Below are 23,427 nucleotides of genomic sequence, written 5' to 3' on the forward strand. Positions count from 1 at the left end.
CATACCGCCCTACTTCTCGGCGGCGGCGTTCGCCGCCTCGACGAGCCCGTCCTTGGTGACGGCGCCCACGTAGACCGCGCCATCGTCGGTGAGGAGCGCGTTCACCACGCGGGTGCTGACGACGCGCCCGTCGCCGAACTCGCCGCTCACCTTCTCGGTGAAGCCGTCGAGCATACTCTCGGCCTGAGAGTCCCCGTCCTCGCTCCCGGCGCCGAGGGCGCCCGGCGCCTTCAACTTCGCGACGCTGCCCCAGCCTTCGCCGAGGATGTCGAACGACTCCGGGCCCGGCGCGGCGTCCGGCTTCGCCTTCTGCTCGCCCCGGTGGTCCTCGGGCTTCGCCTCGGTGACGTCGGTGCCCTTCGGCGGCTTGAAGTCGAAGGAGCCGGCCGACGGCTTGCCGAAGTCGACGTCGGAGTAGGCGACGTCGACGACGGGATTGCCGCCCTCGCGGGCGCCGAGCGTGAACTTCAGCGGGGTGCCCGTCTTCGCGTCGACGGAGATGCGGGCGTCCTTGACGGTGGTGTGCTCCGCCTTCTTCGGCGCGACGACGAGCTGGTAGGCGTCGCGTCCCGCGACCTTGGCCGTCCCGTCGACGGAGACCGAGGTGGTCCCGTCGGCCGCCTTCAGCACCTGGCGGGCGGCCTCGCGCGGGGTGAGGTCGGCGTACTTGCCCTCCTTCGAACCCTTGTCGGCCTTGCCGTGCGCGCCCGGCTCCGCCTTGGTGTGCCAGGCCGAGTTGCTGCCGCTGTCGTACGCCCAGACGTCGGCGCCGTTGCGGATGATGTTGTACTCCGCCGCCTTCTCGACGAGGGAGACGCGCTGCCGCTCGGGCCCGTCCATGGCGACCCGGAGCGTGTGCTCGCCCGAGGCGAGCTGCATGAGCCGCCCTTCGGGCGCTGCCGGGCTGCTGCCCTCGCCGTCCTTGCCCTTCTCGCCCGAGGGCGCTTCGCTCTCGCCGTCCGGGCCGCCGCCGAACGGTCCGCCGCCGTCGGAGCCGACGGAGCCCGGGAGTTCGGGGAGACCGAGGTCGGTCTTGATCTTGACGGTGCCGGAGAGCTGGTCCGTCTCGGCGCCTGCGACCTTGGCGACCAGCTCCTCGGCCGTGACGTCCGGAAGGTCCGGACCGCCGGTGTCGGCGAGCGCCGGGACCAGGCCGACGGTCGCGGCCGTCAGGCCGACGACCGCGACGGGGACTCCGTACCTGACGGCCCGGCGCCCCGGCTTGCGCGGGGCCCCCTGCGGCTCGTCCGGCGTCGGACTGCTCGGTTGGATCTGTGCCATCTGTTGCCCTACCTCCGATGTCGGCGGCGGTGTATGCCAACGCACTCGTCCACCCCTCGCCGCCATTCTCACCCGAACCGGTGCGGGATGGTGCCCTCCATGGCAACAGATTGCGGCGTGCGCTGCGTCAGCCGGCGGGGCCAACTCGGCGGCGGCGTACGTACTCCGGAGGTAGGAGCCGCGGGGCGGCGCCGTACGCGCGCGGACGCAGCGGTCGCGACCTGCGGCTGAAGGGCGCGGGCCGCGGACACCGAACGGGCGCGCTGCGGCCGGGTGTTCAGCCGGCCCGGTGCACGACGGAGTCGCAGAGCCCGGAGAGCGCGGCCTTCGCGGGGCACTCGGGGAGCGGCGCCAGCATCTCGCGCGCCTCGTGCGCGTACCGGACGGTGTCCCTGCGGGCCTGCTCCAGCGCGGGGTGGGCGCGCAGTCCCGCGAGGGCCTCGGCGTGCCGGTCGTCGTCGGTGAGGTCGCCGTCGAGGAGGGCGCAGAGCCGGCGGTCCTCCGGGGTGGCGTCCGGGCGGGCGGCCTGCGCGCGGAGGTGGAGGACGGGGAGGGTGGCGATGCCCTCCCGCAGGTCGGTGCCGGGGGTCTTGCCCGACTCGGTGGAGTCGCTGGCGATGTCGAGGACGTCGTCGGCGAGTTGGAAGGCGACGCCCATCCGTTCGCCGTACTGGGTGAGCACCGAGACGTGGCTCTCCTCGGCGCCCGCCATCATCGCGCCGAACCGGCAGGCGACCGCGACGAGCGAGCCCGTCTTGCCGGCGATGACGTCGAGGTAGTGGTCGATCGGGTTCTGCTCGGCCTGCGGGCCCGCCGTCTCCAGGATCTGGCCCGTCACCAGCCGCTCGAACGCCTCCGCCTGGATGCGGACGGCGTCGGGGCCGAGGTCGGCGAGCATGTGGGAGGCGCGCGAGAAGAGGAAGTCGCCGGTGAGGACGGCCACCGAGTTGCCCCAGTTGGCGTTGGCGCTCGGGACGCCGCGGCGGACGTCGGCCTGGTCCATGACGTCGTCGTGGTAGAGGGTCGCCAGGTGGGTCAGCTCGACGACGACGGCCGAGGGGACGACCCCCGGCGCGTACGGGTCGCCGAACTGCGCGCCGAGCATGACCAGCAGCGGCCTGAACCGCTTGCCGCCCGCCCTGACCAGGTGCCGTGCGGCGTCGGTGATGAACGGTACGTCGCTCTTCGTGGCCTCGATGAGGCCCTCTTCGACGTCGGCGAGGCCCGCTTGGACGTCGGTCTCGAGAGTCTGATCCCGCACGCTCAGCCCGAAGGGCCCGACGACGGTCACGAGGGGTACTCCTGTCTGCGGACGTTGATGGAACGAGCGACAGCGATCGCGCGAAACCTCAATATCTCGGTGTCACCATCACCCGGCAGCGTATCCGGTCACTTGACGATCATGGCGGGCGCCCGACCCAGCTCCCCACCAACCAGGACGAACTCCACGGTGTGCGCCATGGTGCACGGTCACCGGCCGTCCGGGGAAGGCCGCATCCGCGCTCGCCGACGGGAAGTTCACCCCGCCGACGTGCGGGAACCCGTACGGGTGCGTATCCCTCCTGCCGCGCGTTCCATGCGTGTGCGGCAGGATTTCGGCGGCGGAGGAGTCAACTCGGGTACGGCCCCGAGCCCGGCGGCCCAGCACACGGGAGGCTGCGGCGAGTTGCGGGACGACGTCCGCCCGGTCGCGGCCCTCCTCTCTCATCCCGGGGACGGCGCAGCGCCGGCCCCGAACGCGGCGCGGGCGACGAGCCTCACCGTCCCCAGCTCCCCCGCCCCGCACTCCTCCGCAGGTACAACTCGACGTTGGCCCCGCCCGACGGCCGGGACAGGACCGACGCACACCGCAAGAACCTGGAGATCCTCCGTGAGCAACGCCGAGACCACCCTCACCCCCGAAGAGGCCGCCGAACGGACGGCCGACCTCGCCGTCGTCGACGTGCGGGCACCCGCCGAATTCGCCACCGGGCACCTGCCGGGCGCCTACAACGTCCCGCTCGACCGGCTGCGCCAGGGCATCCCCGCGCTCAGCTCCGCGGCCGGCGGTGCCGGCCTGCTCTTCGTCTGCGCCTCGGGCGGCCGCTCCGAGCAGGCGCGTCGGGTGCTCGCGGAGGAAGGCGTGCGGGCGGCCTCACTCCGGGGCGGCACCACCGCCTGGCGCGAGGCCGGGCTTCCCCTCGAGCGGTCCGAAGGGGCGCCGCGCGTCTGGCCGACGGGGCGGCAGGTGCGGTGCGCCGCCGGCGCGCTCGTCCTCGTGGGGCTCGCCGGCGGACGGTTCGTCTCGCCGAAGGCGCGGGCGGTCTCGGCGCTGATCGGGGGCGGCCTCGCCCTCGCCGAGGCCGGCGGGACCCGCGGCATGGCGGCGGCCCTGGCGAAGCTGCCGTTCAACCGCCCCGGTGCGGCGGACCTCGACTTCGACTCCACCCTCCGCGCCCTCGCGGCGCGCTGACCCGCGGTGGCCCGGTCGCCCGGGCTCAGGACCGGCCGGCGGTGCGTGCGGCGGGGTGCGCCTCGCGCCGGAGCGCGGGCGGCAGCGTACGGGGCGAGAGTGCGCGCCGAACTCCGTACAACCGTCAGGGGAGTTGGGCTGTCTCAGTAGGTGTCCAGGGGCCATTGACCACATGCCCCTGATATTCGACCAGAGCCGTACAAAGGGGGAAACATCCATGCGTAACCCGCTCACCAACCGGTACGGAAAGGGAGCAATCGCCGTGGCCACCGGGGCACTTCTGCTCTTCCCGGCAGGCGCCGCATACGCCGGCAGCGGTCCGGCGCCCTCGCCCTCGCAGCGCGCCGACACCAGCACGACCGCACCTTCGGAGAAGGGAAACCCGAACAGCAAGCTCGCCCGCGCCGCCGGGGTCTGCGACGACGCGCACGAGATCGGCACCAAGGGCGTCGCCACGCGGGACGGGGTGCAGGTCGCCTCGGTGAAGCAGTTCTACTCGGAGAAGTGCGAGGAGAACTACGCGTACGTCTGGGTCTGGGACCAGTTCCGCGACGGCGCCGCCCCGTACGACGTCTCGCTCGCCGTCTACGACCACGACACCGACGAGTACCACGGAAAGAAGGTCGCGGAGAACACCACCGACCAGGAGTTCTGGACCGAGGGCACCGGCACCGTGTCGGACTGCACCTCGGCGGTGGGCTCCCTGCGCGCCGAGGGCGACCCGCTGACCAGCCAGGCCGCCTCCAGCAAGCGCTGCTGAGCCGCCCGCCGGCGCCGCTCCGACCAGGCGGCGCCGGCGGACCGGGGGGCGCGCACCCGCGCCGATGCGTCCAGGGGGAAGACCGCGGAGGGGCCCGGCGACTGCACGCCGTCGGGCCCTTCCGCGCGCCTGTCGAGCGGGGTTGACGTTCCGTCGGTCGCGTCCCGGAGCAACTCACGTCATTCGGCGCCGACTTCACGGTTGGAAGGACGTGTGCGGCGCCGGAACCACGCCGCGGCACGCGTCTCTCTTCCGCGCCCGAGGCGCCCGGGCTACGCATTGTCGCCAGATGTCACGCCCACATCAGCAGCGGTGCAGGGGCAGCGGCTTCCCGGTAGGACCCAGCGGTCTTGTCCTAGCAAGTGGCGGTGCCGCTCCCGTGCTTGCATCGGTTGAAGCACCGTTCCACGACGTTGCGTTGCCCGCAGAGCTTCTCGTCAGAGACGGGCGGCCCGATCTTCCAGTACGGCGGTGCATCGGGTGCAGTCGTCAGTGTTTCCGCCGGTGGCCGCCGCACGGTCGTCAGCTCTTACACCACCTGACGACTAACTGCTGCGCCAAGCCGTATCCGCACGTAGCAAGATCTCAGTGCCAACCGTCGAGGGACACCTGCGGCCCGTTGCCAAGGTAGTGGTGCAGTGCGCTGGCAGTGGTGTCCACGAACTCTTCGGGGATCTCGTCCACGTCGACCCAGCGGACCTGGGCATGCTTGCGGGGCTCGCGGTTTTCGGGTTGGCCGGTCCAGTCACGGGTGGTGAAGACGACGGTGAAGAAGCCGTTGGGGGCTTCGACGCCGCGGGCGCCGTGGATGAGGTGGGCGACGCGGAGGGACTCGGATTTCACCGTCAGGCCGGTCTCCTCGTGCAGCTCACGCACGGCGGTGTCCGTGATGGGCTCACCGGGATCGTTCTTGCCGACGGGCAGGTCCCATTTCCCTTGGGCGAACTTGGCGTTGGGGCCGCGCTGGAGGAGCAGGACGCGGTCGTTGGCGGTGTCGTGGACGATGACGGCGGCGACCAGCAGGGTCATCGACTCCAGGGCGGGCGGGAGGGCGCTGGGCGGGTTGTCGGTGTGCGGCTGGGCCACGGCATCGGGTGGAGCGTCGTCACAGTGCAAGCCGATCTCGCGGGTGGCGACGGTGCGGCCGGTGCGTCGAGAGAGGGCCTCGGCGAGGTACTGCGGAACGCGTCCGGTGGGGCGGCGCACGCCGTTGATCCAGTGGGAGATGTTGGCCCGGCCGGTCTGGAGCACTTCACCGTTCTCCGCTGCCACTTGACGTACGGCACGCGCCAACGCCTCGTATGTAAGTCCCGATTCGGCTGCCGCGTCCCGGAGCCGGGTGTTGCGTTCATACCGCGTTTTCACAGCCCCTCCCCGGACAGTGATGCATTCCGGGCATACCACTTTGTGTGCTGTACACCGTACCGACGGTGAGCGTTGCTCTGTTCACTGTTTGCAGGCCGCCCGGAGCACACGGGCACATCCCGCACCGGGCACCACGCGCAGCCTGCCGACCCTCCTCGTCCAGTCCGACTCTCACATCGGCTTGCTGCCCAAACACTCACGACTGTGGAGTGTTGGGTTTTCACACGCCGCCCCTACCCCCCATACCTCCCCGCCACCGCAGCAGCGAGACGCGGAGACGCGAACCCCGTCCCCACCACGAACCGCATCACGGGCCCGTACGAGGCCGCCGCCGGAAGCCCCGTGAAGTACAGGCCCGGCACGGAGGAGGCGAACCCGGGGCCGAGCAGCGGCGAGGTGTCGCGTCCGGTGGGGGTGAGCCGTGCGCGCAGTTCGGTGCTGAGGAATCCGAGGGTGCCGAGGTCCGTGCGGTAGCCGGTGGCGGAGACGACGTGGTCGGCTTCGAGGCGGCGCCCGCCGCCGAGCCGGAGCGCGATCCTGCTGCCCCCGTCGACGCGGTCGGCGCGGACGAGCGCGTGCCCCTGCGTGACGCCGACGCCCGAGGCCATGAACCGCTCGCGCAGCCACCAGGCGCCGAGCGGCCCGAGCACGCGGTGCGCGAGCCGGGAGCGGACGGGCGCCGGAAGGTAGCGGTACGCGTCGGCGTAGTAGGCGAACCCGTGGAGCGACCAGGCGCGTCCGAACGGTGAGTCGGGGCGCAGCCGGGGCTGGTGGTCGGGCGGCGCGCCGAACCCGACGGCGGAGGCGCGGCGCGCGACGACGCGCACCGAGGCGCCGGCCTCGGCGGCGAGCACCGCCGTCTCGAGGCCCGACTGGCCCGCGCCGACGACGAGGACCTCGCGGCCCGCGAGGTGCCCGAGCTCCCCGTGGTCACCGCTGTGTGAGACGAGCGCACCCGCGGCCGTCCCGCCGTCCACCGCAGCCGCGGCGGCAAGTGGCCGCGGTATACGGGCACTTGCTGCGAGCCCCGTCGCGACGACGACGGCGCCCGCTTCGACGAGCTCCCCCGAGTCGGCCTTGACCTCGAAGCCGCCGTCGGGCGTCGGGTCGACGGACACGATCCGGGTGCGCGTGAGGTCGGGGAGGAGCGTGCGCTGGAACCACTCGCCGTAGCGCGCGAAGGTCTCGACGGGCACGAGGTCCCAGTCGGACTCGTAGCGGCGCTCCCCCGACTCGACGCAGTAGTCGAGGAGCGTGTGGCCGGGCCGCGGCGCCGAGATGTTCGAGGCGGCCGGCGTCGACTTCAGCAGCATGCCGGGCGGCATGTTCTCCCGCCAGCTCACCATCGGGTCGCCGAACACCCGTACCGGTACACCGAGTTGGCGCAGGTGCGCGGCGGCCGAGAGCCCGTAGGGCCCGGCACCGATCACGACGGCCGGGCGGGCTTGCGGTTTCCTGCCGGTTTTCTGGTCCACCTGGGTCCCTCCCCCTCTGCTGCGCCGCCGGGCCGATCCCGGCCGCCTTCCTCCCACGGCTGCGCCGCTCCCCCCGGGGCCGCGCCCTCTCGTTCTCTCCCACTCGCCCGCCGGATATGAGGGGTTGCTCCGGTGCGCCCTCGTGCGCCCCTCGGGGTCAGCGCCGCGCGCGCCAGAGCCGCCAGAGGTGTCTGGCTCCCGGGCGCACCAGGCGTGCGGCCATCACCGCTGCGGGGAGCGGGTCGTCGGAGGCCGCCCAGGCGAGTTCGGTGCGGTCGGCGCGGGAAGTGGCGTGCGGGGCGCGGTAGTCGGAGCCGAGGTACGCCAACCGGGCGGCGGCGTCGACGTGTTCGACGACGAAGCGGCGCCGCCGAGACCGCCCGCCCGACGGCACCGGGCGGCCCGTGAGGTCGAGGTGCTGCGCCCGCACCACGTCGACGCCCGCGTCGTCCTCGAAGAGCCGGAACTGCGCGCCCATCCGCGGGTTGAAGTCGAGCAGGCGGTAGCGGCCGTCCCTGCGGTCGTACCGCCAGTCGAGGTCGAGGATGCCGGAAAAGCCGACGAGCTTGGCGAACTGCGCGGAGAGTTCGGCGAGTTCGGGGTTGTCGGCGGTGCAGGCCGCGGCCGTCATACCGGCGTGCGGCGGCCAGGAACGCATCTTGACGCCGGTGAAGAGGACGCGGACCGCCGCGTCGGCGTCGACGTAGGCGTGGACGATCCAGTCCTCGGCGTCCTCGCGCGGCAGGTACTCCTGGAGCACGACGCCCGGGTCGTCCGCCCAGCCGCGCGCGAGCCGCAGCAGGTGCTCGCGGTGGGCGACGAAGGTGGTGCCGTCGACGGCGGGAGCCGAACGCCGCTGGTACGCCTCGCGGTTCTTCGCGACGAGCGGGTACCGCGCCCGCTCGGCGTAGGTGAGCAGTTCGCCCCTGGTGCGGGGCGCGGCACCGGCGGGCGAGGGGACGCCGTGCTCGGCGCAGAGTTCGTGGAGGCCCTGCTTGCTCGCGAGCCGCCGCGGCAGTCCGGGCGGGACCCGCGGAAAGAGGAAGTGGTCGGCGAGGAGCGGCTGGTGCTCCGCGATGAGGACGGCCGCCTCCTCGTCGGTCGGGAGCAGCACCGCGGGCCCTCCGATCCGGCGGGCGGCGCGGAGAAGCCCCGTCGTCAACGCCTCTGCCGGCTCCCTCCCGCTCGTCGGGAAGACCAGCGCCTCGCGGAGGTACCGGGAGCGGGCCGCCGGGGTCCAACTGTCCTCGGTGAGTGCGTACATGGGCACGCCTGCGCGGCCGAGGCTGCGGACGGCGCCGAGCCCGCCGTGGTGGAGCGGGTAGTCGCCCACCTTCACGACGAGCGCCGGGACCGTGGTGTCGAGCGCTGGGACGGTGTCCGCGCGCCGCCTCCCGGGCGCGGCGCGCCGGCCCGTCCGCGCCGTGCGCCGAGCCTCGCCCGCTCCTGCGTCGCCCGCTCCCCCTGGTCCGCGCACGCTGCCGCCCGCCACCGCTCCCCCTCTTGGCGCCGGGCGCCCCGGTCCTGCCCCGGGTGCGTCCGCCTGCCCCCGCAGACGACGGTAGAGCGCCGTGCGAGTCCCGCACCAACCCCTTTTGCGACAACAAAGGGGGCTTCCGGTTGCTTTGCCATTGCTTTGCCGCCTGGGGCAGGCTTGAGGTCGGAGTTTACCCGTATGAGTGAACCGCCCTTTGCGTACCGAGGGTCGGGTGCGTAGTGTCCTTCTCGACGGCGCCCCGCGCACGCTGCACCGCCCCCGAGTGCAGCGCGTGCGGGGCGCCTCGCTGCGTCGGCGCAGGTGGTCGGCGCTCCCCCAACCCGCCTCCGTGCGGCCCCTGTTGCCATTCCGTCGACGATCCCGGACGTCGCGGCCACGGCGCCCCGGGTCGCCCTGGTGCTAACTTGACCTCTGGCCCACACCGGGCCTCGTCCGCACGGGCGGACCACGACGCCGCCCGCACCGACGGTGCACGACCACGGCACGACCGAGGGGGAACAGGTGCGCAGGGCAGGACGGTTGAGCGGCGCGGTGGCCGGGTGTGCGCTGGCCGCCCTCCTGCTGGGCGGGTGCAGCAGCAGCGGCGAGGACGACGAGAAGGGCACCCCCTCCGGGGCCCCCTCCGCACCGGCGCGGCCGTCCGACGGCGCAAAGGCCGCCGACCTCGTCGGCGCCTGGAAGAACGACGCGCAGCCCGGCGACAACGACCTGCGCATCCTCACCATCAGCAAGAGCAAGGCCATGCTCACGGGCAAGACGACCTGCGCCGGCACCGTCGAGGACAGCGGAGGGGACGTGCGCCTCGACCTCACCTGCCCCGACGGGAGCGACGAGTTCGCGCGCGGCGTCGCGGAGGCGTCCGAGGACGGCAGCCTCACCGTCTCCTGGGAGTCGGGGACGGCCGACCGGTTCACCAAGGCGGAGGGCACCCCCAGCAGGCTGCCCTCGACCCTCCCCAGCGACGTACCGACCGGGGCCCCGGGCGACACCGACGAGAGGCTGCCGGACCTCGAAGGCTGACCGAAGAGCACCCCCGGCGCGGCCCACGCGGTCCGCGCCGCCCTTACGCCTGCCACACAACTGCCAACCAACGGAGGGGAATCCAGTGCGCACATCGGCACTCAGAACAGGGGCCGCCGTCGCCGCGGCAGCCGCGGCGCTGCTCGTCGGTGGCTGCGGCAGCAGCGACGAAGGCGGCGACGACAAGGAGCAGGCGGCCCCCTCGGCGACGGAGAGCACCCCCGCAGAGGAAGCCGCCGACGGCTCGGACGAAGAGGGTTCCGCGACTCTCACCGGGGTCTGGCGCGCACAGTCCGGCGGCGGGAAGCAGCTCCTCACCATCGCCTCGGACGGCGTCTCGCTCCTGTCGGGGAAGCACGTCTGCACGGGCCGCGTCCTCGACGACGAAGGGCAGGCGCTCGTGCTCAAGTGCCCGGAGGGCGTCGGCGAGGAGCGGACCAACGGGCAGGTCGAGACGCTGGAGGCGAAGACGCTGAAGATCGCCTGGAACGGCGGCGCGACGGACACCTACGCCAAGGTCGCCTCCGCGCCGGAGAACGTTCCGAAGACCCCCGGCGACCTGCACGACCTGGAGGACCTGGACGGCCTGGAGGACCTGCTCCCCTGAGCAGCGGTGGCGTCAACTCCCCATCGAACGACGAGCGTTCGGTCTCCCGCACGGTCAACGCGCGGGAGGCCGCGTGTACATGCAATGCGGCGGCCGACGGTGTGTCAGAGGTGCGTGGCAGACTCACCGCATGTCCCTATCCCCCGAACTCGCCTCCGACCGGCGGATCATGCTGATACCGCTCGACGAGCCCCTCCTCCGTGACCTCCTCGCGACCGCCGTGGCCGAAGCCGAACCGGCCGAGGTCATGCCGGAGCCCGTCGAGGGCGCAGGCTGGTCGCCCGAGGTCCGTGAGGCGTTCCTCCGCTTCCACCTGACGCGCTCGCTGAGCGCGGCCCCGGTCGAGCGGACGTACGCAGTCGTCGTCGACGGAACCGTCGCCGGCGCGGCGCGGCTCGCCCCGCTCGAAGAGGGCGAGGGCGCCGCCGAGTCGAGCCTCGTCGAGGGCGGCGTCTGGCTCGGCCGCGCCTACCGCGGCTCCGGCATCGGAAAGGCGGTGCTGCGCGAACTGGTCCACGGCGCCAAGGCGTTCGGCGCCGCCCGCCTGCGCACCCGCACGACCCGCGAGAACACTAGCGCGCTCCACCTCCTCGGCGCACTCGAAGGCGTCGAGCGCGCCGAGAGCGGCAGCGAGGTCGTCTTCACCGTCCATCTGTAGCCCCGAGGCGGGGCGCCCCGCGCGGCGGACGGTCACGCACCCCGCTGCGCCGGGCACACCCGCCTCGGAATTACCGCGCACGGAAAACGAAGGGGCGCAGAAATCGAGGAATGCAGAGGGAATGCAAGAGCATAACTCGCCTGTGATAGCGAGGTGTTGACGCTTCACAAGCTCCCTACATAGCATCCCCCGCATACAGGACCGTCGGCTCAGGGGGCGCCGTGCGGCCTGACGGGGGAGGGGCGAAGTTGTCGAGCGCAGGCGTGGAGACGGCGGCTCTGGGAGCCCTCAGATCGCTCGCAGAGGGAGAACGGGCGACAGATCCGGGGGCATCGGGCGGGACCCGGCGCCCGGACGGGCACGACGACCCGGGAAGCGTCAGGGAACTCGCCTTACGTATCTCAGGACGCATGGAATACCACCGCAAACGCGAGAACGAGCAGGCCGCACTCGTGGATTCGCTCAGCGAGCTGATGCTCGCCGAGGATCTCCCCGCGCTGCTCGGAATTCTCACCCGCCGCGCACGTCTCATGATCGGCGCCGACGTCTGCTATGCGAATCTCCGCCGCGGAACTCCGCACGAGCCCGTGCGCTCAGCCGACGGAAACGCGACACCGCTCCCCACGCCCTGGCCCGGCGCACAGGACGGCCTCGACGAGCGCGTCCTGGAGCACGGCGCACCGCTCTGGCTCCCCGACTACCCGACGGGCGAGGCCGGCCGTCACCCGGCGACCGAAGCAGCGGCCCGCGCCGAGCAGTTGCGGAGCATCCTCGCCGTACCGCTCCTGCACGGCAGCGAACCGCTCGGCGTGCTCTACGCGGCCTACCGCACCGCCCGCCACCTCGACGCGCACGAGCAGTCGCTGCTCCTGCGGTTCGGCAGGCTCGCGAGCGCAGTGCTCCACTGGGCGCGCTCCGTCGAGCAGGCGCGGTCCGAGAGCGCCGCGCTGGAACAGGCGGCGGCGAGGGCCGAGGAGGAGCACGCCAGGGCGGCTGCCGTCGCGGCGCACCGCAGGCGACTGGTGGACGCCGCGCTCCGGGGCGGCATACAGACCGTCGTCGGCCTCGCCGAAGAGCTGCTGGAGGGCACGGTCGCCGTCTACTCACCGCAGGGCGCGCTCCTCGCCGGCTCCCGCTCCTCCGCCACCCTCACTCCCCCGGAGCGCCCGAGCGCCCCCTTGCCCGGGCCCGGCGAGCCACCGCGCCGCCTGCTCGACGGCACCTGGGTCGCCCCCGTCCACGCCGCCGGCGAGCACCTGGGCACCCTCGCCGTGCGGGCCCCGTCCGAACTCGCCCCCGACGCACGGCGATTACTCGGCCCCACGGCGCAGGCGCTCGCCTTCCGGATGCTCCTGGAGAGCGGAGCCGCGCCCGTCAGGGGCAGGGAGGCGCACGAGCGGCTGCTCGACGAGCTCCTCGGCCGGCAGAACGCCGCACCCCAGCAGACGGCGCTGCGGTTCCTCCGCCACGGGGTCGACCTCGGGGAACCGCATGTCCTCGTCGTGGCGCAACGCGAGACCGCCCCCGACGCATCCCAACGCACGCGTCTCGACCGCGCGTTCGGCGACGCGTGGCCGAGCCGCTCCCGCGGCGCACGCACGGTGGTCCTGGTACCGGGAAGCGACGCGGCCGCGGCAGCCAGGCAGGTGCACGAGCGGATCGCCGCACTGGAGGACACTCCCCCGACCGTCGCGAGCGCGGGACCGGTCCGCGGCCCGGAAGGCTGCCGCGAGGCGTACCGGGAGGCGTCCAGGTGCCTCGCCGCCATGGCAGCCCTGAGCTGGTCGGGCCGCCCCTCATCGACCGACGAACTCGGCTTCGTCGGGATGCTGCTGAGCTCCGACCGCGACGTCACGCGCTTCGTCGACGCGCAGATCAGCGCCGCCCTCCGGTACGACGACGAACGCTGCACCGACCTCGTCCCCACGCTGCTCGCCTACTTCGAGACCGGCGGCAGCCCCACGCGGGCCGCTCAGCGGTTGCACGTGCACCCCAACACCGTCAGCCGCCGGCTGGAGCGCGTCGGCGAGTTGCTCGGCGACGACTGGCAGTCGCCCGAGCGCTCCTTCGACATCCAACTCGCCGTGCGCCTCACGAGGTTGCGCGGGCTCCTCGAAGGTTGAGGCGGCCCGTACGGCCCGTCAGTGGCAGAACTGCGGCAGCGCCCGGTGGGCCTCGTGCGCCGAGACGGCGGCGACGAGGTGCGCGACGGAGGCGAGGGTGACGTGGCGGTGCCACCCGCTGAACGACCGGCCGGCGAAGTCGCGGACGCCGACCTCCTCGGAGACGGTGGCGAGGTCGGTCTCGACGCGGTCGAGGAACCTGGTGAGCCGCAGGAGGCGGTGGAGGGGTGCGTCGGTCATGTCGGTGAGCCACACGTCGTCGGACCGGCCGCCGTCGGCCGGCGAGACGCCGAGCAGTAAGAGGGTGCCCGCACCGTCCACGCCGCGCCGCCGGTGCGCCGGGACCGGAGGCGCGTGCACGGGCAGCGTCGTGACGTGGCGCCAGGTGGTGCCCGTGTGCGGCGGGTGCGCGACGGGACGGCGGAAGTCGCGGAAGGCGTGCAGGAGTTGACGCCCCCCGACCGGTCCCGCGACGCGCAGGGGGACGCCTCCGTGCGGTGCCTGCCGGAACTCCTGGGCACCGCTGATGCGCAGGAGGAAGGGCACCCCCACAGCACGCAGCCGGCCTACCGTGCGTGCCACGTCGGCCTTTCCGACGTGCATCACGACGGGTCCTGCCGACCGCTCGAGGCCGATGTCGAGGTAGGTCTCGACGGCGCACTCCTCCGCCGTCTCCTCCTCCCACCCCTCCGGTATCAGCGCCTTGCGCCGGCGCGGGCCGTCCTCCAGCCACGCGCGCGAGAGGTGCAGCCGCCATCCGACGGGGACGCTCAGCTCGTCCCGCACCGCCCATACGCTCATCGAGCGCTGCGCGTTGACGACCTGCCCCGACTCCGGGACGAGGTAACGGTCGACGCCGACCGAGTGCCGGCCGGCCTTCGGCGTGACGACCGGGCGGATCACCCAGGCCAGCGGCGGGACCGCACGCTGCACGTACGCGGCGAGCGCCTGCCGGACCGGGACCCACTCCCAGGTGGAGCTGCTGACGAAGTGGTGGAGGCTCTGCTCGGCGGACGCCTGGCCGAGGAGCGCCGCGATGTTCCGTATCGACTTGCGCCCCTCGGCGAGGAGCAGACCCCTGACGTACTGCTCGCCTCTGCGGCGCTGGTCCATGCGCGGGATCGACGCGAAGAGGCCGGCGCACAGCTCGGAGAGGAAGCCGTCGTCGAGAGTCTCGGCCAGATCCGGAGGCGGCTCCGTGCCCTGCTGGTGCGTGCTTGTCCCCACGTCGTGTACCCCCGTATTGCACGTAGTTGACAATCTTCTCTTTTGAACGGCAAGTCTAAATTTTTCGCTCCTGTCTACCCAGGTGCTCCCGTCACACAGATCCGGCCGCGGACGAGGGTGCGCCCACTGGTTCGGTGTTCCGCCCCGGCCGGGGACGTCCGGCCGGGGCGGTCCTTCACTCGCGGAAGTCGGCCGCGTGGTCGGCCGCCCACTCCTCGAAGGTGCGGGGCGGGCGTCCCGTGAGCCGCTCCACCTCGTCGGAGAGTTCGGTGGGGCGGCCGTCCGAGCGCGCCCAGTAGCCGACGACGCTGTCCCGCACCCACTCCGGGATCAGGTCGGCGAGTTCGGCTCTCGCCTTCTCCTCGCTCAGCTCGACGAACTCCAGCGGACGGCCCAACACGCGGGAGAGCGCCTCCAGTTGGCGGCGCTGGGTGATCGACTCGGGCCCGCTGACGAAGTACGCCCGCCCCTCGTGCCCCTGCTGGGTGAGCGCCACCGCCGCGACGGCCGCCACGTCCGCCTCGTGGATGGCGTCGCTGTGCGACTCCGGGTAGGGGAAGCGGATGGCGCCCTGGGTGCGGATGCTCTCCGGCCACCCCCACATCAGGATGTTGGTGGCGAAGTTGGCGGGCCGCAGGAAGGTGTAGGGGATGCCCGACGCCTTCACGGCCTCCTCGGCCTCCACGTGCATCGCGGTGATGGCCTGCTGCTCGGGGAAGCCCGCCACCACCGTGTGCGAGGAGAGGAGCACGACCTGCTCGACGCCGGCCTCGCGCGCCGCGCGGACGAAGGTCTCGGTCCCGCCGGGTACCGCGTAGAGGAAGACCTTGCCGACCCCGTCCAACGCGGCCTCCAGCGTGGCCGGTCGGGTGAGGTCGACGGGGACCGTCTCGACTCCGGCCGGGACCGCGGAGGGCGGGCTGCTGCGCACGCCGGCGCGCACGGGCGCGCCCTGGGCGCGCAGTTGCTTCACCACCTCGCGGCCGACCTGCCCGGCGGCGCCGGTGACCAGGATCTTGCGGTCAGTGCTCACGGTGCGTCTCCTATCGCGTCGATGTCGTATCCGGTTGCAGGGCTGTGCGCTTCTGGGACCAGCGCCGGGTGAGCGGGCGCTCGACCAGCCCGTAGAGCGCCCAGGAGAGCCAGACGGCGACGACGGCCTCGGCGAGGAGCAGCCCGATCGTCGCCGGCGTGCTGAAGAGGTCGTCGCCCAGCACCTTTCGCCCGTAGGTGAGGACGACGTAGTGGAGCAGGTAGAAGGCGAACGAGATCTCGCCGAGCCAGACCGCCCTCCGCGTCCTGAGGAGGCTCGGGCGGCCCTCGATGTCGGCGGTCGCCGCCGCCGCGATGACGAGCACGATCGGGACGATGCAGATGCTGCGCTGCGCGTACAGGTACGGCACGAAGCCGGTGAGCACGTAGGCACCGGCGAGCAGGGCGCCCGACCACAGCAGGCCGATGTTCCGCCAGCGGCCGTTGCGGACCATCAGCGCCACCAGGATGCCGAGCGCGAACTCCAGGAGCCGCGTCGGCGGGAGGACGTAGGTGACCCAGTACTGGAGCGGCGAGGCATCGTAGCCGCCCGGCACCTGCGGGGTCGAGGGGAGGAGCCGGTAGGCGGCGAAGGGGATGGCGAAGACGCCGACGACGACGCCGGCCGCCCAGTACTTCAGCCGGTACGCCGGTATGCGCCGCAGCAGGGTGTAGAGGAGCGGGAAGGAGGCGTAGAAGACGAGCTCGACCCCGAGCGACCAACTCGGCGTGTTGACGCTGAAGTAGGTGTCGAAGTCGGGTATCCACACCTGGAGCATCAGCAGGTTCGCCGCCGCCCGCCAGAAGTCCGTGAAGGCGTAGGCGAAGAGCAGCATGGCGAGGAGCCAGGTGACCACGTAGTTGGGGTAGATCTTGACGAACCTCCGACGCAGGAAGGCCCCCGCGCCGTCGCGCTCGCGCACCGACCACGTCAGCACGAACCCGCTGAGCACGAAGAAGAAGCTGACACCGAGGGCGCCCGCCTGCTCGGCGGCCCGGGTGAAGGCGTTCTGTGCGTCGTCGCTCGCCAGCAGGCGCAGGCTCGGGATGGGGAGCGCCGCGTGGTAGAGGAAGACGAGAAGCGCCGCCGGGAACCGCAGCCCGGTGAGCGACGGGAGGCGGACCCCCTTCCGGCCCTGGGTGCCTCGGGGCGCGTCCGCGCCGGTCGGCGCTCCCGCTTCGGGGCGCTGGGCGCCCACCTTCCTCCCGTCCACGGACAGTTGCTCGCTCGACATCGGACCCCCGTTTCTTGCACGTTCACGTGCGTGGTGCAGTGATCGATCGAGCAGCGTCGGAACAGCCCGCCGCTGCCTCGACTTGACTACACTAGACGGTGCAGGTCATTGTCTTTACTGATCAGTGCAGAGTGTCAGGTCTGAGGTGAACTCCTAGGCGAGGGAGGGAAGTTGACGGCAGAAAGGCCCGGCGCCGACCGACCGGAAGCAGGCCCGGACGGCACCATGCAGGCGGCCTACGTCACCGCACGCGGCCCCGCGGACCTGATCCGCCACGGCACCCTTCCGGCCCCGCGCCCCGGACCCACCGACGTCCTCGTCCGCACCACCGCCACGACCGTCAACCCCGTGGATACGCTGGTACGTTCGGGCGTCTTCGACACGCCGCTGCCGTTCCCGTTCGTCGTCGGCCGGGACCTGGTGGGCACCGTCGTCGAGGCGGGCCCGGGCGCGCCGGGCTTCGCCCCGGGCGACCGGGTGTGGTGCAACAGCCTCGGTCACGAGGGCAGGCAGGGCGCCGCGGCGGAGCTTGCCGTCGTACCGTGCGACCGTCTCTACCGACTGCCGCCCGACGTCGACCCGTTGAACGCCGTCACGGTGCTGCACCCCGGCGCGACGGCCTACTTGGCGCTCTTCACGCACGGCGGCCTCACCGCCGGCCGGACCGTCCTCGTCGGCGGCGCCGCCGGCAGCGTCGGAAGCTGCCTGGTGACGCTGGCGGCTGCCGCGGGCGCCCGGGTGATCGCGACGGCGCGCCCGCAGGACCACGCCTACTGCACCTCCCGCGGAGCCTCGGCCGTCGTCGACTACCGGGCCCCCGACCTCGCGGACCAGGTACGCGGACTCAGCCCCCGCGGCGTCGACCTGCATCTCGACACCAGCGGCGGCAACGACCTGCGGACCGCCGTCGGGCTGCTCGCGCCGCGCGGCCGGATCGTCCTGCTCGCCGGCGCGGGCTCGGAGTCGCTGCTGCCGGCCGGCGCGCTCTACCTCAACGACGGCTCCGTCGCCGGATTCGTCATCTCGCACGCCACGACCGCCGAACTCGCCGAGGCGGCCGGCGCGGTCAACAGGCTGCTCGCCGAAGGCGCCCTCTTCCCCCGCGAACGGGAGCTGCTCCCGCTCAGCGCCACCGCCGAGGCGCACGCGCGGGTGGAGCAGGGGCTGCACGGCCGCCGACTCGTCCTGCTCACCGAGGCCACGCCGACGGCGTACGCCCGCTGACGCCCGCACTCAGAAGGGAACCCGCTGTGACCTCGCCGTTAGGCGTCCCCACCACGGCTCCGCGCCGCCAACTCGGCCTGACGCTCGCCCTGTTGGCCTTCGCCCAGCTCATCATCTCCATCGACTACAACATCGTCTTCGTCGCCCTGCCCGACATCGGCCGCGAACTCGGCTTCTCCTCGCAGACACTCCAGTGGGTGGTGAGCGCGTACGCCGTGGCCTTCGGCGGGTTCCTGCTCCTCGGCGGGCGCGCGGGCGACCTCCTCGGCCGCCGCCGGATGTTCCTCCTCGGCCTGCTGCTGTACGGCGTCTCCTCCCTCGTGGGCGGCTTCGCCACCAGCCCGGGGCTGCTCGTGGCGGCCCGTGCCGTCCAGGGGCTCGGCGGCGCCTTCCTCTTCCCCGCGACGCTCTCGCTCGTCAACACCACCTTCGAGGAAGGCCCGCAGCGGTTCCGGGCACTCTCGGTGTGGGCGGCGGCGGGGGCGAGCGGCATGCTGCTCGGGTCGCTGCTGGGCGGCCTGCTGACGGAGGGCTTCGGCTGGGAGGCGGTCTTCTTCGTCAACGTGCCGCTCACCGCGCTCGCCGGGCTCGCCGCCTTCCGGCTGATCCGCGCCGACGGGCCGCGGGAGAGCGGGCGCCGCTTCGACCTGCCGGGCGCCGTGAGCGCGACCGCGGGCGTGACGCTCATCGTCTTCGCGCTGGTGCAGGGGCCCGCGTCGGGCTGGGGAGCGCCGGTCGTCGTCGGCGCGGCCGTCGCGGGGGTCGTGCTCGTCGCCGGCTTCCTCGCGATGGAGAGCCGCTCGGCCGACCCGCTGATGCCGCTGCGGCTCTTCCGCAACCGGAACCTCAGCACGGGCTCGGGCGTCACCTTCCTCTTCATGGCGACGTTCGGCACGCTGCTGTACTTCCTCACCGTCTACTTCCAGGACGTCCACGAGTACAGCGCGCTCCGCACCGGCATGGCCTTCCTCCCGCCGATGGCGGCCGGCTTCACCGGCTCGATGCTCGGCGGCCGCCTCGCCGCGCGCACCGGGGTGCGGCCCACGCTGCTCGGCAGCTTCGTCGTCGGTTCCCTGGCGACGGCGGCGCTCGGGCTCGGGATGTCCGCCGAGGCGAGCTACGTCTCGCTGCTGCCCGCGCTGCTCGTGCTCAACGTCTGCCAGGGGATCGTGTTCACCACGATGTTCGGCGCCGCTTCGACCGGCGTACCGGGCCAGGACCAGGGGATCGCCTCCGGCATCGTCTCGACGGGCCAGCAGATCGGCAGCGCGGTCGGCCTCGCGGTCCTCGTCGGCGTGGCCAACTCGGCGACCGACGGGTCCTCGGCCGAGGCGGTCAGCGACGGTCTGCGGACCGCCGTCTTCGCGACCGCGGGCGGCATCGCCCTGCTCATCCTGCTCGCCTGCAACTTCAAGAAGCCGCCGGAGCAGCCCACTTCGGACGCGGCCCCGACCGACGAGGCGCAAGGCGGCGAGGACGCGGACCGCCAGCGCGTCGGCCCGGCCGACTGAGCCCCCCGCGCACCACCACCGCGCCGCAACAGCCACCACGAAGAGAGCGAGGAACCATGCCTTACTGCAATGCCGCCAACACCCGCGTCCACTACCGGGTGGCAGGCGAGGGCGCGCCCGTCGCCCTCGTCCACGGCGTCGTCTTCGACGCCGAGGGCACCTGGGGCGGACTCGTCGACAGCTTCACCGACAAGCACACGGTGATCCTCCCCGACTACGCCGGCACCGCCAAGGCCGAGGACGACGGCGGCGAACTCACCGTCGAGGCCCTCACGGAGCAGGTCGTCGCCGCGATCGAGGCGGCCGCGCAGGGCCCCGTCGACCTCGTCGGGTTCTCGCTCGGCGCCGTCGTCTCGGCCTCCGTCGCTGCCACCCGGCCCGACCTGGTGCGCCGCCTCGTCCTCGCTGCGGGGTGGGCCAGGCCCGACGACGAGTACCTCCGCAACCTGATGACGCTCTGGGCAGGTCTTGAGGACGACGCCTCCTTCGGCCGCCTCGGTACGCTCACCGCGTTCAGCCGCGGGTTCCTCAACACCGTGGGGCGCGAGCAGGTGGAGGCGATCATCGCGGGCGGCGAGCGCACCGAGGGAGGCGCACGCCAGGTGGACCTCGCGCGCCGCGCCGACATCCGCGAGCTGCTGCCGCGGGTGGAGGCCGAGACGCTCGTCATCGGGTGCGCCCAGGACGCCACCATCCCCGTCGAGTTGACCCGCGAGCTGCACACCGCGATCCAGGGCAGCACCTACCAGGAGCTCGACTGCGGCCACGTCGCCGTCATCGAGAAGGGCCCCGAGTTCGTCAAGCTCGTCCAGGAGTTCATCGAGCGTCCCTGAACAACCGAACACCACGCCGGTCCCCGACCGGCCCCCAGGGCGGGACGTCCCAAGCGGGCGCCCCGCCCTCGGTCGTCGCGGCACCGGGGCAGGCCCGACTCCCCTGCCCCGTACGGCTGTTATGCGTCGACTTGATGGAGTAGGGACCACCTGACGAAGTAGGACAGAGCAGTTGAGGCCCGGCACGCGCCGGCCCGAGGATCGGAAACGCTCCGGACGACCGCGCGTCGCCACGGAGCGCGGCCGGCCCGGCGCGGGCAGCCGGCGCTGCCGTGCGCAGCCGTTGCCCGCGCGGCTGTCGCTGCCGCCGCCGCTGCCGAGCCGGCCGGTCGGCCGGTCGCTGAACCCGCCCACTCGTCGAGGGAGTACTCCGGCATGACCCGTGTCGCCGTCGTCCACTACTCGTCCACAGGCAACACCCACCGGCTCGCCGTCGCCGCGGCCGCGGCAGCGGAGAAGGAGGGCGCCGAGGTCCGGCTGCTCCGCATCGCGGACCCGCATCCGGACACGGTGGTGCCGGGCACCGAGGCGGCCGTCGGCGAGCACGCCGCGGCGTCGCAGGACATCCCGGAGGCCGCCCTCGACGACCTGGAGTGGGCCGAGGGCATCATCGTCGGCACGCCCGTGCGGTTCGGGCTGCCCGCCTCCGCCGTGCTGCGCTTCGTCGACGCCACGGCGCCGCTCTCGGTGCCGGGGAAGCTGCAGAACAAGGCCGTCACCGCGTTCACTTCGGGCTCGGCGCCGCACGGCGGAGCGGAGACCGCGATCCTCTCGCTCCACAACGCGTTCGCGCACTGGGGCGCGCTCATCGTGCCCAACGGCTCGACCGAGCCGATCCTCTTCCAGCCGGAGAACGGCAATCCGTACGGCACCGCCTCCGTCAGCCGCAACCGCCCCGGCAACGTCCACGAGGACAACCTGCGCTCCGTCGAGTTCCAGGCCCGCCGGCTGACGACGATCGCCTCCGCACTCGCCCGGGGCCTCGCCGACGCGTAACCCGCACCGGACCCCAACCCGCCCAGCCCCCAGGCGTTTCGGGGAAGCACGAGCCGCACCGCCGCAGGGAGGACGCCCCGCGGCACGGCACCTCATGCCCCGCACACCCGTCTTGGAGACACCGTGGAACAGGTCCTGCGCGCGTTACGCACGCGCCCCGCACAACAGCAGCCCGAGTGGCCCGACCCCCTGGCGCTGAGGGAGGTGAAGAACGCGCTCGGGGAGCGCCCCGCGCTCGTGAGGGCCGCCGACGTACGGCAGTTGCGGCTCGCGCTGGCCCTCGTCTCCGCGGGCCGGGCCCAGGTCGTGCAGGCGGGCGACTGCGCCGAGGACCCGGCCGAGTCGACCCGTGAGGACGTGGCACGCAAGGCCGGGCTCCTCGACGTCCTCGCGGGCGCGCTCCAGATGGTCACCCGGAAGCCCGTCGTCCGCGCGGGGCGGATCGCCGGGCAGTACGCGAAGCCGCGCTCCCAGCCGACCGAGCAGGTCGGCGGCGTGACGCTCCCCGTCTACCGCGGCCACCTCGTCAACAGCCCCGAACCCGACCCGGAGTTGCGGCGCCCCGACCCGCAGCGCCTGCTCACCGGGTACGACGCGGCCGGCCGCGTCCTCGCGCACCTCGGCTGGCACGGCGGCAGGCCCGAGAGCTCCGCACCGGTCTGGAGCAGCCACGAGGCGCTCGTCCTCGACTACGAACTCCCCCTCGTACGCACCGACGAGACGGGACATCTGCTGCTCTCCTCCACCCACTGGCCGTGGATCGGCGAGCGCACCCGACAGTTGGACGGCCCGCACCTGGCGCTGCTCGCGACCGTGTGCAACCCGGTGGCGTGCAAGGTCGGGCCGGCGATGGAGCCGGCAGAGCTCATCGAGCTGTGCGCGCGGCTCGACCCCCGGCGGACGCCGGGACGCCTCACGCTGATCGCCAGGATGGGCGCCGACGCCGTCGCCGACCGGCTGCCGCCGCTCGTGGCTGCCGTACGCGCTTCGGGGCACCCGGCGATCTGGCTCAGCGACCCGCTGCACGGCAACACCCTCTCGGCACCCGGGGGTTGGAAGACCCGCCTGCTGCCGACCGTCGTCAGCGAAGTGCGCCGCTTCCAGGCCGCCGTCGCAGCGGGCGGCGGCACGGCGGGCGGCCTGCACCTGGAGACGACGCCCGACCAGGTGACCGAGTGCGCCGACGACTCGGCGGCGCTCGCGTCGACCGGCGACAAGTACACCAGCTTCTGCGACCCGCGGCTCAACCCCGCGCAGGCCCTCGCCGTGGTGCACGGCTGGCAGGAGTGACCCCGAGGAGCACACGCGGCGCCGGCCGGCGCCGCGACCGGCGAGCTGTGGAGGTGACACGGAATGCAGAACAACGTGGCTGTGGTGACGGGAGCGGCCGGCGGCATCGGCGCGGCGATCGTACGGGCGCTCGGTGAGCGGGGTGCCGTCGTCGCCGCCGTCGACCGCGAAGGGGAGCGGCTGGAACCGCTCGCCGAGAAGGCGGCGGCCGAGGGCATGCGGGTGCACGCGTACCCGGCCGACGTCACCTCGGGGGGCGAGGTGGAGCGCCTCTTCGACCGTGTGGAGGGGGAGTTGGGCGAGGTGGAGTACCTCGTCAACGCCGCCGGGGTGCTCCGCCTCGGCGAGGTGCACGACTTCTCGGAGGACGACTGGACGGACACCCTGGAGACCAACGCGGGCGGCGTCTTCCGCCTCTCCCGCGCCGCCGTCGCCCGGATGATCCCCCGCCGCCGCGGCGCGATCGTCACCGTCGCCTCCAACGCGGCGGCCACCCCGCGCGCCGGCATGGCCGCCTACGCGGCCTCGAAGGCGGCAGCGACGCTCTTCACCAAGAGCCTCGGCCTGGAGGTGGCCCGGTACGGCATCCGCTGCAACACGGTCGCGCCCGGCTCCACCGACACCCCGATGCTCAGCTCCATGTGGCACGACGAGACCGGTCCCGCCGCGACCCTCCACGGCAGCGCGGAGAACTTCCGGATCGGCATCCCCCTCGGGAAGCTCGCCCGCCCCGACGACATCGCGGACGCCGTCCTCTTCCTCCTCTCCGAGCAGGCACGCCACATCACGCTGCACGACCTCACCGTCGACGGCGGCGCCGGCCTCGGCGCCTGAAACGGC

20 protein-coding genes are annotated in these 23,427 nt (G+C 73.0%); 12 read left to right on the forward strand and 8 right to left on the reverse strand.

Features of this window, described 5'->3' with window-relative positions; genetic code table 11:
• Positions 1 to 9: 9 nt before the first annotated feature.
• Both F603_RS0116765 and F603_RS0116770 read right to left on the reverse strand, forming a co-directional pair.
• Positions 10 to 1,281, reverse strand: a complete 1,272-nt coding sequence (locus F603_RS0116765) for a LolA family protein (protein WP_019547141.1) — start codon at positions 1,279 to 1,281, stop codon at positions 10 to 12.
• Positions 1,282 to 1,558: 277 nt separating this feature from the next.
• Complete coding sequence (locus tag F603_RS0116770; protein ID WP_019547142.1) at positions 1,559 to 2,572, reverse strand: polyprenyl synthetase family protein; 1,014 nt, start codon at positions 2,570 to 2,572, stop codon at positions 1,559 to 1,561.
• Positions 2,573 to 3,151: 579 nt separating this feature from the next.
• Here F603_RS0116770 and F603_RS0116775 point away from each other — a divergent pair.
• Positions 3,152 to 3,733, forward strand: coding sequence for a rhodanese-like domain-containing protein (locus F603_RS0116775; RefSeq protein WP_019547143.1), 582 nt, complete (start codon positions 3,152 to 3,154; stop codon positions 3,731 to 3,733).
• A 217-nt stretch (positions 3,734 to 3,950) separates the two neighbouring features.
• Entirely contained in the window at positions 3,951 to 4,493 is a 543-nt protein-coding gene (locus F603_RS0116780) for a hypothetical protein (protein ID WP_051096249.1), read from the forward strand.
• A 585-nt stretch (positions 4,494 to 5,078) separates the two neighbouring features.
• Here the strand turns inward: F603_RS0116780 and F603_RS0116785 are convergent.
• The 3 genes from F603_RS0116785 to F603_RS0116795 form a co-directional block, all read right to left on the reverse strand.
• Entirely contained in the window at positions 5,079 to 5,579 is a 501-nt protein-coding gene (locus F603_RS0116785) for an NUDIX domain-containing protein (protein ID WP_026328480.1), read from the reverse strand.
• 512 nt (positions 5,580 to 6,091) lie between these two features.
• Positions 6,092 to 7,333, reverse strand: a complete 1,242-nt coding sequence (locus F603_RS0116790) for an FAD-dependent oxidoreductase (protein WP_019547146.1) — start codon at positions 7,331 to 7,333, stop codon at positions 6,092 to 6,094.
• A gap of 157 nt (positions 7,334 to 7,490) precedes the next feature.
• The gene (locus tag F603_RS0116795; protein ID WP_019547147.1) at positions 7,491 to 8,825 is read right to left on the reverse strand and encodes a carboxylate--amine ligase; all 1,335 of its coding nucleotides are present in this window, start codon (positions 8,823 to 8,825) and stop codon (positions 7,491 to 7,493) included.
• Positions 8,826 to 9,332: 507 nt separating this feature from the next.
• Here F603_RS0116795 and F603_RS35105 point away from each other — a divergent pair.
• The 4 genes from F603_RS35105 (at position 9,333) to F603_RS0116815 (ending at position 13,239) form a co-directional block, all read left to right on the forward strand.
• Positions 9,333 to 9,851 (forward strand): hypothetical protein, encoded by a 519-nt coding sequence (locus tag F603_RS35105; protein ID WP_158678649.1) that lies wholly within the window; start codon positions 9,333 to 9,335, stop codon positions 9,849 to 9,851.
• Between the two features lie 85 nt (positions 9,852 to 9,936).
• Positions 9,937 to 10,458 carry a hypothetical protein gene (locus tag F603_RS0116805; protein ID WP_019547149.1) on the forward strand — a complete coding sequence of 174 codons (522 nt, stop codon included), beginning with the start codon at positions 9,937 to 9,939 and terminating at the stop codon, positions 10,456 to 10,458.
• A gap of 130 nt (positions 10,459 to 10,588) precedes the next feature.
• Entirely contained in the window at positions 10,589 to 11,116 is a 528-nt protein-coding gene (locus F603_RS0116810; protein ID WP_019547150.1) for a GNAT family N-acetyltransferase, read from the forward strand.
• 410 nt (positions 11,117 to 11,526) lie between these two features.
• Positions 11,527 to 13,239 (forward strand): helix-turn-helix domain-containing protein, encoded by a 1,713-nt coding sequence (locus F603_RS0116815; RefSeq protein WP_019547151.1) that lies wholly within the window; start codon positions 11,527 to 11,529, stop codon positions 13,237 to 13,239.
• Between the two features lie 18 nt (positions 13,240 to 13,257).
• Here F603_RS0116815 and F603_RS0116820 read toward each other — a convergent pair whose 3' ends face one another.
• The 3 genes from F603_RS0116820 to F603_RS0116830 all read right to left on the reverse strand — a co-directional run bounded on the left by F603_RS0116820 (position 13,258) and on the right by F603_RS0116830 (position 16,733).
• Positions 13,258 to 14,466 carry an IS701 family transposase gene (locus F603_RS0116820; protein WP_019547152.1) on the reverse strand — a complete coding sequence of 403 codons (1,209 nt, stop codon included), beginning with the start codon at positions 14,464 to 14,466 and terminating at the stop codon, positions 13,258 to 13,260.
• A gap of 175 nt (positions 14,467 to 14,641) precedes the next feature.
• Positions 14,642 to 15,499, reverse strand: a complete 858-nt coding sequence (locus F603_RS0116825) for an NAD(P)H-binding protein (protein WP_019547153.1) — start codon at positions 15,497 to 15,499, stop codon at positions 14,642 to 14,644.
• Between the two features lie 10 nt (positions 15,500 to 15,509).
• On the reverse strand, positions 15,510 to 16,733 hold the full coding sequence (locus tag F603_RS0116830; protein WP_019547154.1) for an acyltransferase family protein: 1,224 nt from the start codon (positions 16,731 to 16,733) through the stop codon (positions 15,510 to 15,512).
• A 225-nt stretch (positions 16,734 to 16,958) separates the two neighbouring features.
• Here F603_RS0116830 and F603_RS0116835 point away from each other — a divergent pair, with 225 nt between their 5' ends.
• The 6 genes from F603_RS0116835 to F603_RS0116860 all read left to right on the forward strand — a co-directional run bounded on the left by F603_RS0116835 (position 16,959) and on the right by F603_RS0116860 (position 23,421).
• Positions 16,959 to 17,957 carry an NADPH:quinone reductase gene (locus tag F603_RS0116835; RefSeq protein WP_019547155.1) on the forward strand — a complete coding sequence of 333 codons (999 nt, stop codon included), beginning with the start codon at positions 16,959 to 16,961 and terminating at the stop codon, positions 17,955 to 17,957.
• A 26-nt stretch (positions 17,958 to 17,983) separates the two neighbouring features.
• Positions 17,984 to 19,468, forward strand: a complete 1,485-nt coding sequence (locus tag F603_RS0116840; RefSeq protein ID WP_019547156.1) for an MFS transporter — start codon at positions 17,984 to 17,986, stop codon at positions 19,466 to 19,468.
• A 56-nt stretch (positions 19,469 to 19,524) separates the two neighbouring features.
• Positions 19,525 to 20,301, forward strand: coding sequence for an alpha/beta fold hydrolase (locus F603_RS0116845; protein WP_019547157.1), 777 nt, complete (start codon positions 19,525 to 19,527; stop codon positions 20,299 to 20,301).
• A gap of 375 nt (positions 20,302 to 20,676) precedes the next feature.
• Positions 20,677 to 21,297: a flavodoxin family protein gene (locus F603_RS0116850; protein ID WP_019547158.1), complete on the forward strand. Its 621-nt coding sequence runs from the start codon at positions 20,677 to 20,679 to the stop codon at positions 21,295 to 21,297.
• A gap of 123 nt (positions 21,298 to 21,420) precedes the next feature.
• Complete coding sequence (locus F603_RS0116855) at positions 21,421 to 22,587, forward strand: 3-deoxy-7-phosphoheptulonate synthase (RefSeq protein ID WP_019547159.1); 1,167 nt, start codon at positions 21,421 to 21,423, stop codon at positions 22,585 to 22,587.
• 63 nt (positions 22,588 to 22,650) lie between these two features.
• On the forward strand, positions 22,651 to 23,421 hold the full coding sequence (locus F603_RS0116860; protein ID WP_019547160.1) for a 2,3-dihydro-2,3-dihydroxybenzoate dehydrogenase: 771 nt from the start codon (positions 22,651 to 22,653) through the stop codon (positions 23,419 to 23,421).
• The last annotated feature ends 6 nt before the right edge of the window (positions 23,422 to 23,427 follow it).

This window comes from Streptomyces sulphureus DSM 40104, assembly GCF_000381025.1.
Classification (GTDB): Bacteria; Actinomycetota; Actinomycetes; order Streptomycetales; family Streptomycetaceae; genus Streptomyces; species Streptomyces sulphureus.

Bases quoted from the DNA above. Each gene is read 5' to 3' on its own strand.
- F603_RS0116765 (WP_019547141.1), bottom strand. From the start codon at position 1,281: ATGGCACAGATCCAACCGAGCAGTCCGACGCCGGACGAGCCGCAGGGG.
- F603_RS0116780 (WP_051096249.1), top strand. From the start codon at position 3,951: ATGCGTAACCCGCTCACCAACCGGTACGGAAAGGGAGCAATCGCCGTG.
- F603_RS0116810 (WP_019547150.1), top strand. From the start codon at position 10,589: ATGTCCCTATCCCCCGAACTCGCCTCCGACCGGCGGATCATGCTGATA.
- F603_RS0116815 (WP_019547151.1), top strand. From the start codon at position 11,527: ATGGAATACCACCGCAAACGCGAGAACGAGCAGGCCGCACTCGTGGAT.
- F603_RS0116830 (WP_019547154.1), bottom strand. From the start codon at position 16,733: ATGTCGAGCGAGCAACTGTCCGTGGACGGGAGGAAGGTGGGCGCCCAG.
- F603_RS0116835 (WP_019547155.1), top strand. From the start codon at position 16,959: ATGCAGGCGGCCTACGTCACCGCACGCGGCCCCGCGGACCTGATCCGC.
- F603_RS0116845 (WP_019547157.1), top strand. From the start codon at position 19,525: ATGCCTTACTGCAATGCCGCCAACACCCGCGTCCACTACCGGGTGGCA.
- F603_RS0116850 (WP_019547158.1), top strand. From the start codon at position 20,677: ATGACCCGTGTCGCCGTCGTCCACTACTCGTCCACAGGCAACACCCAC.
- F603_RS0116860 (WP_019547160.1), top strand. From the start codon at position 22,651: ATGCAGAACAACGTGGCTGTGGTGACGGGAGCGGCCGGCGGCATCGGC.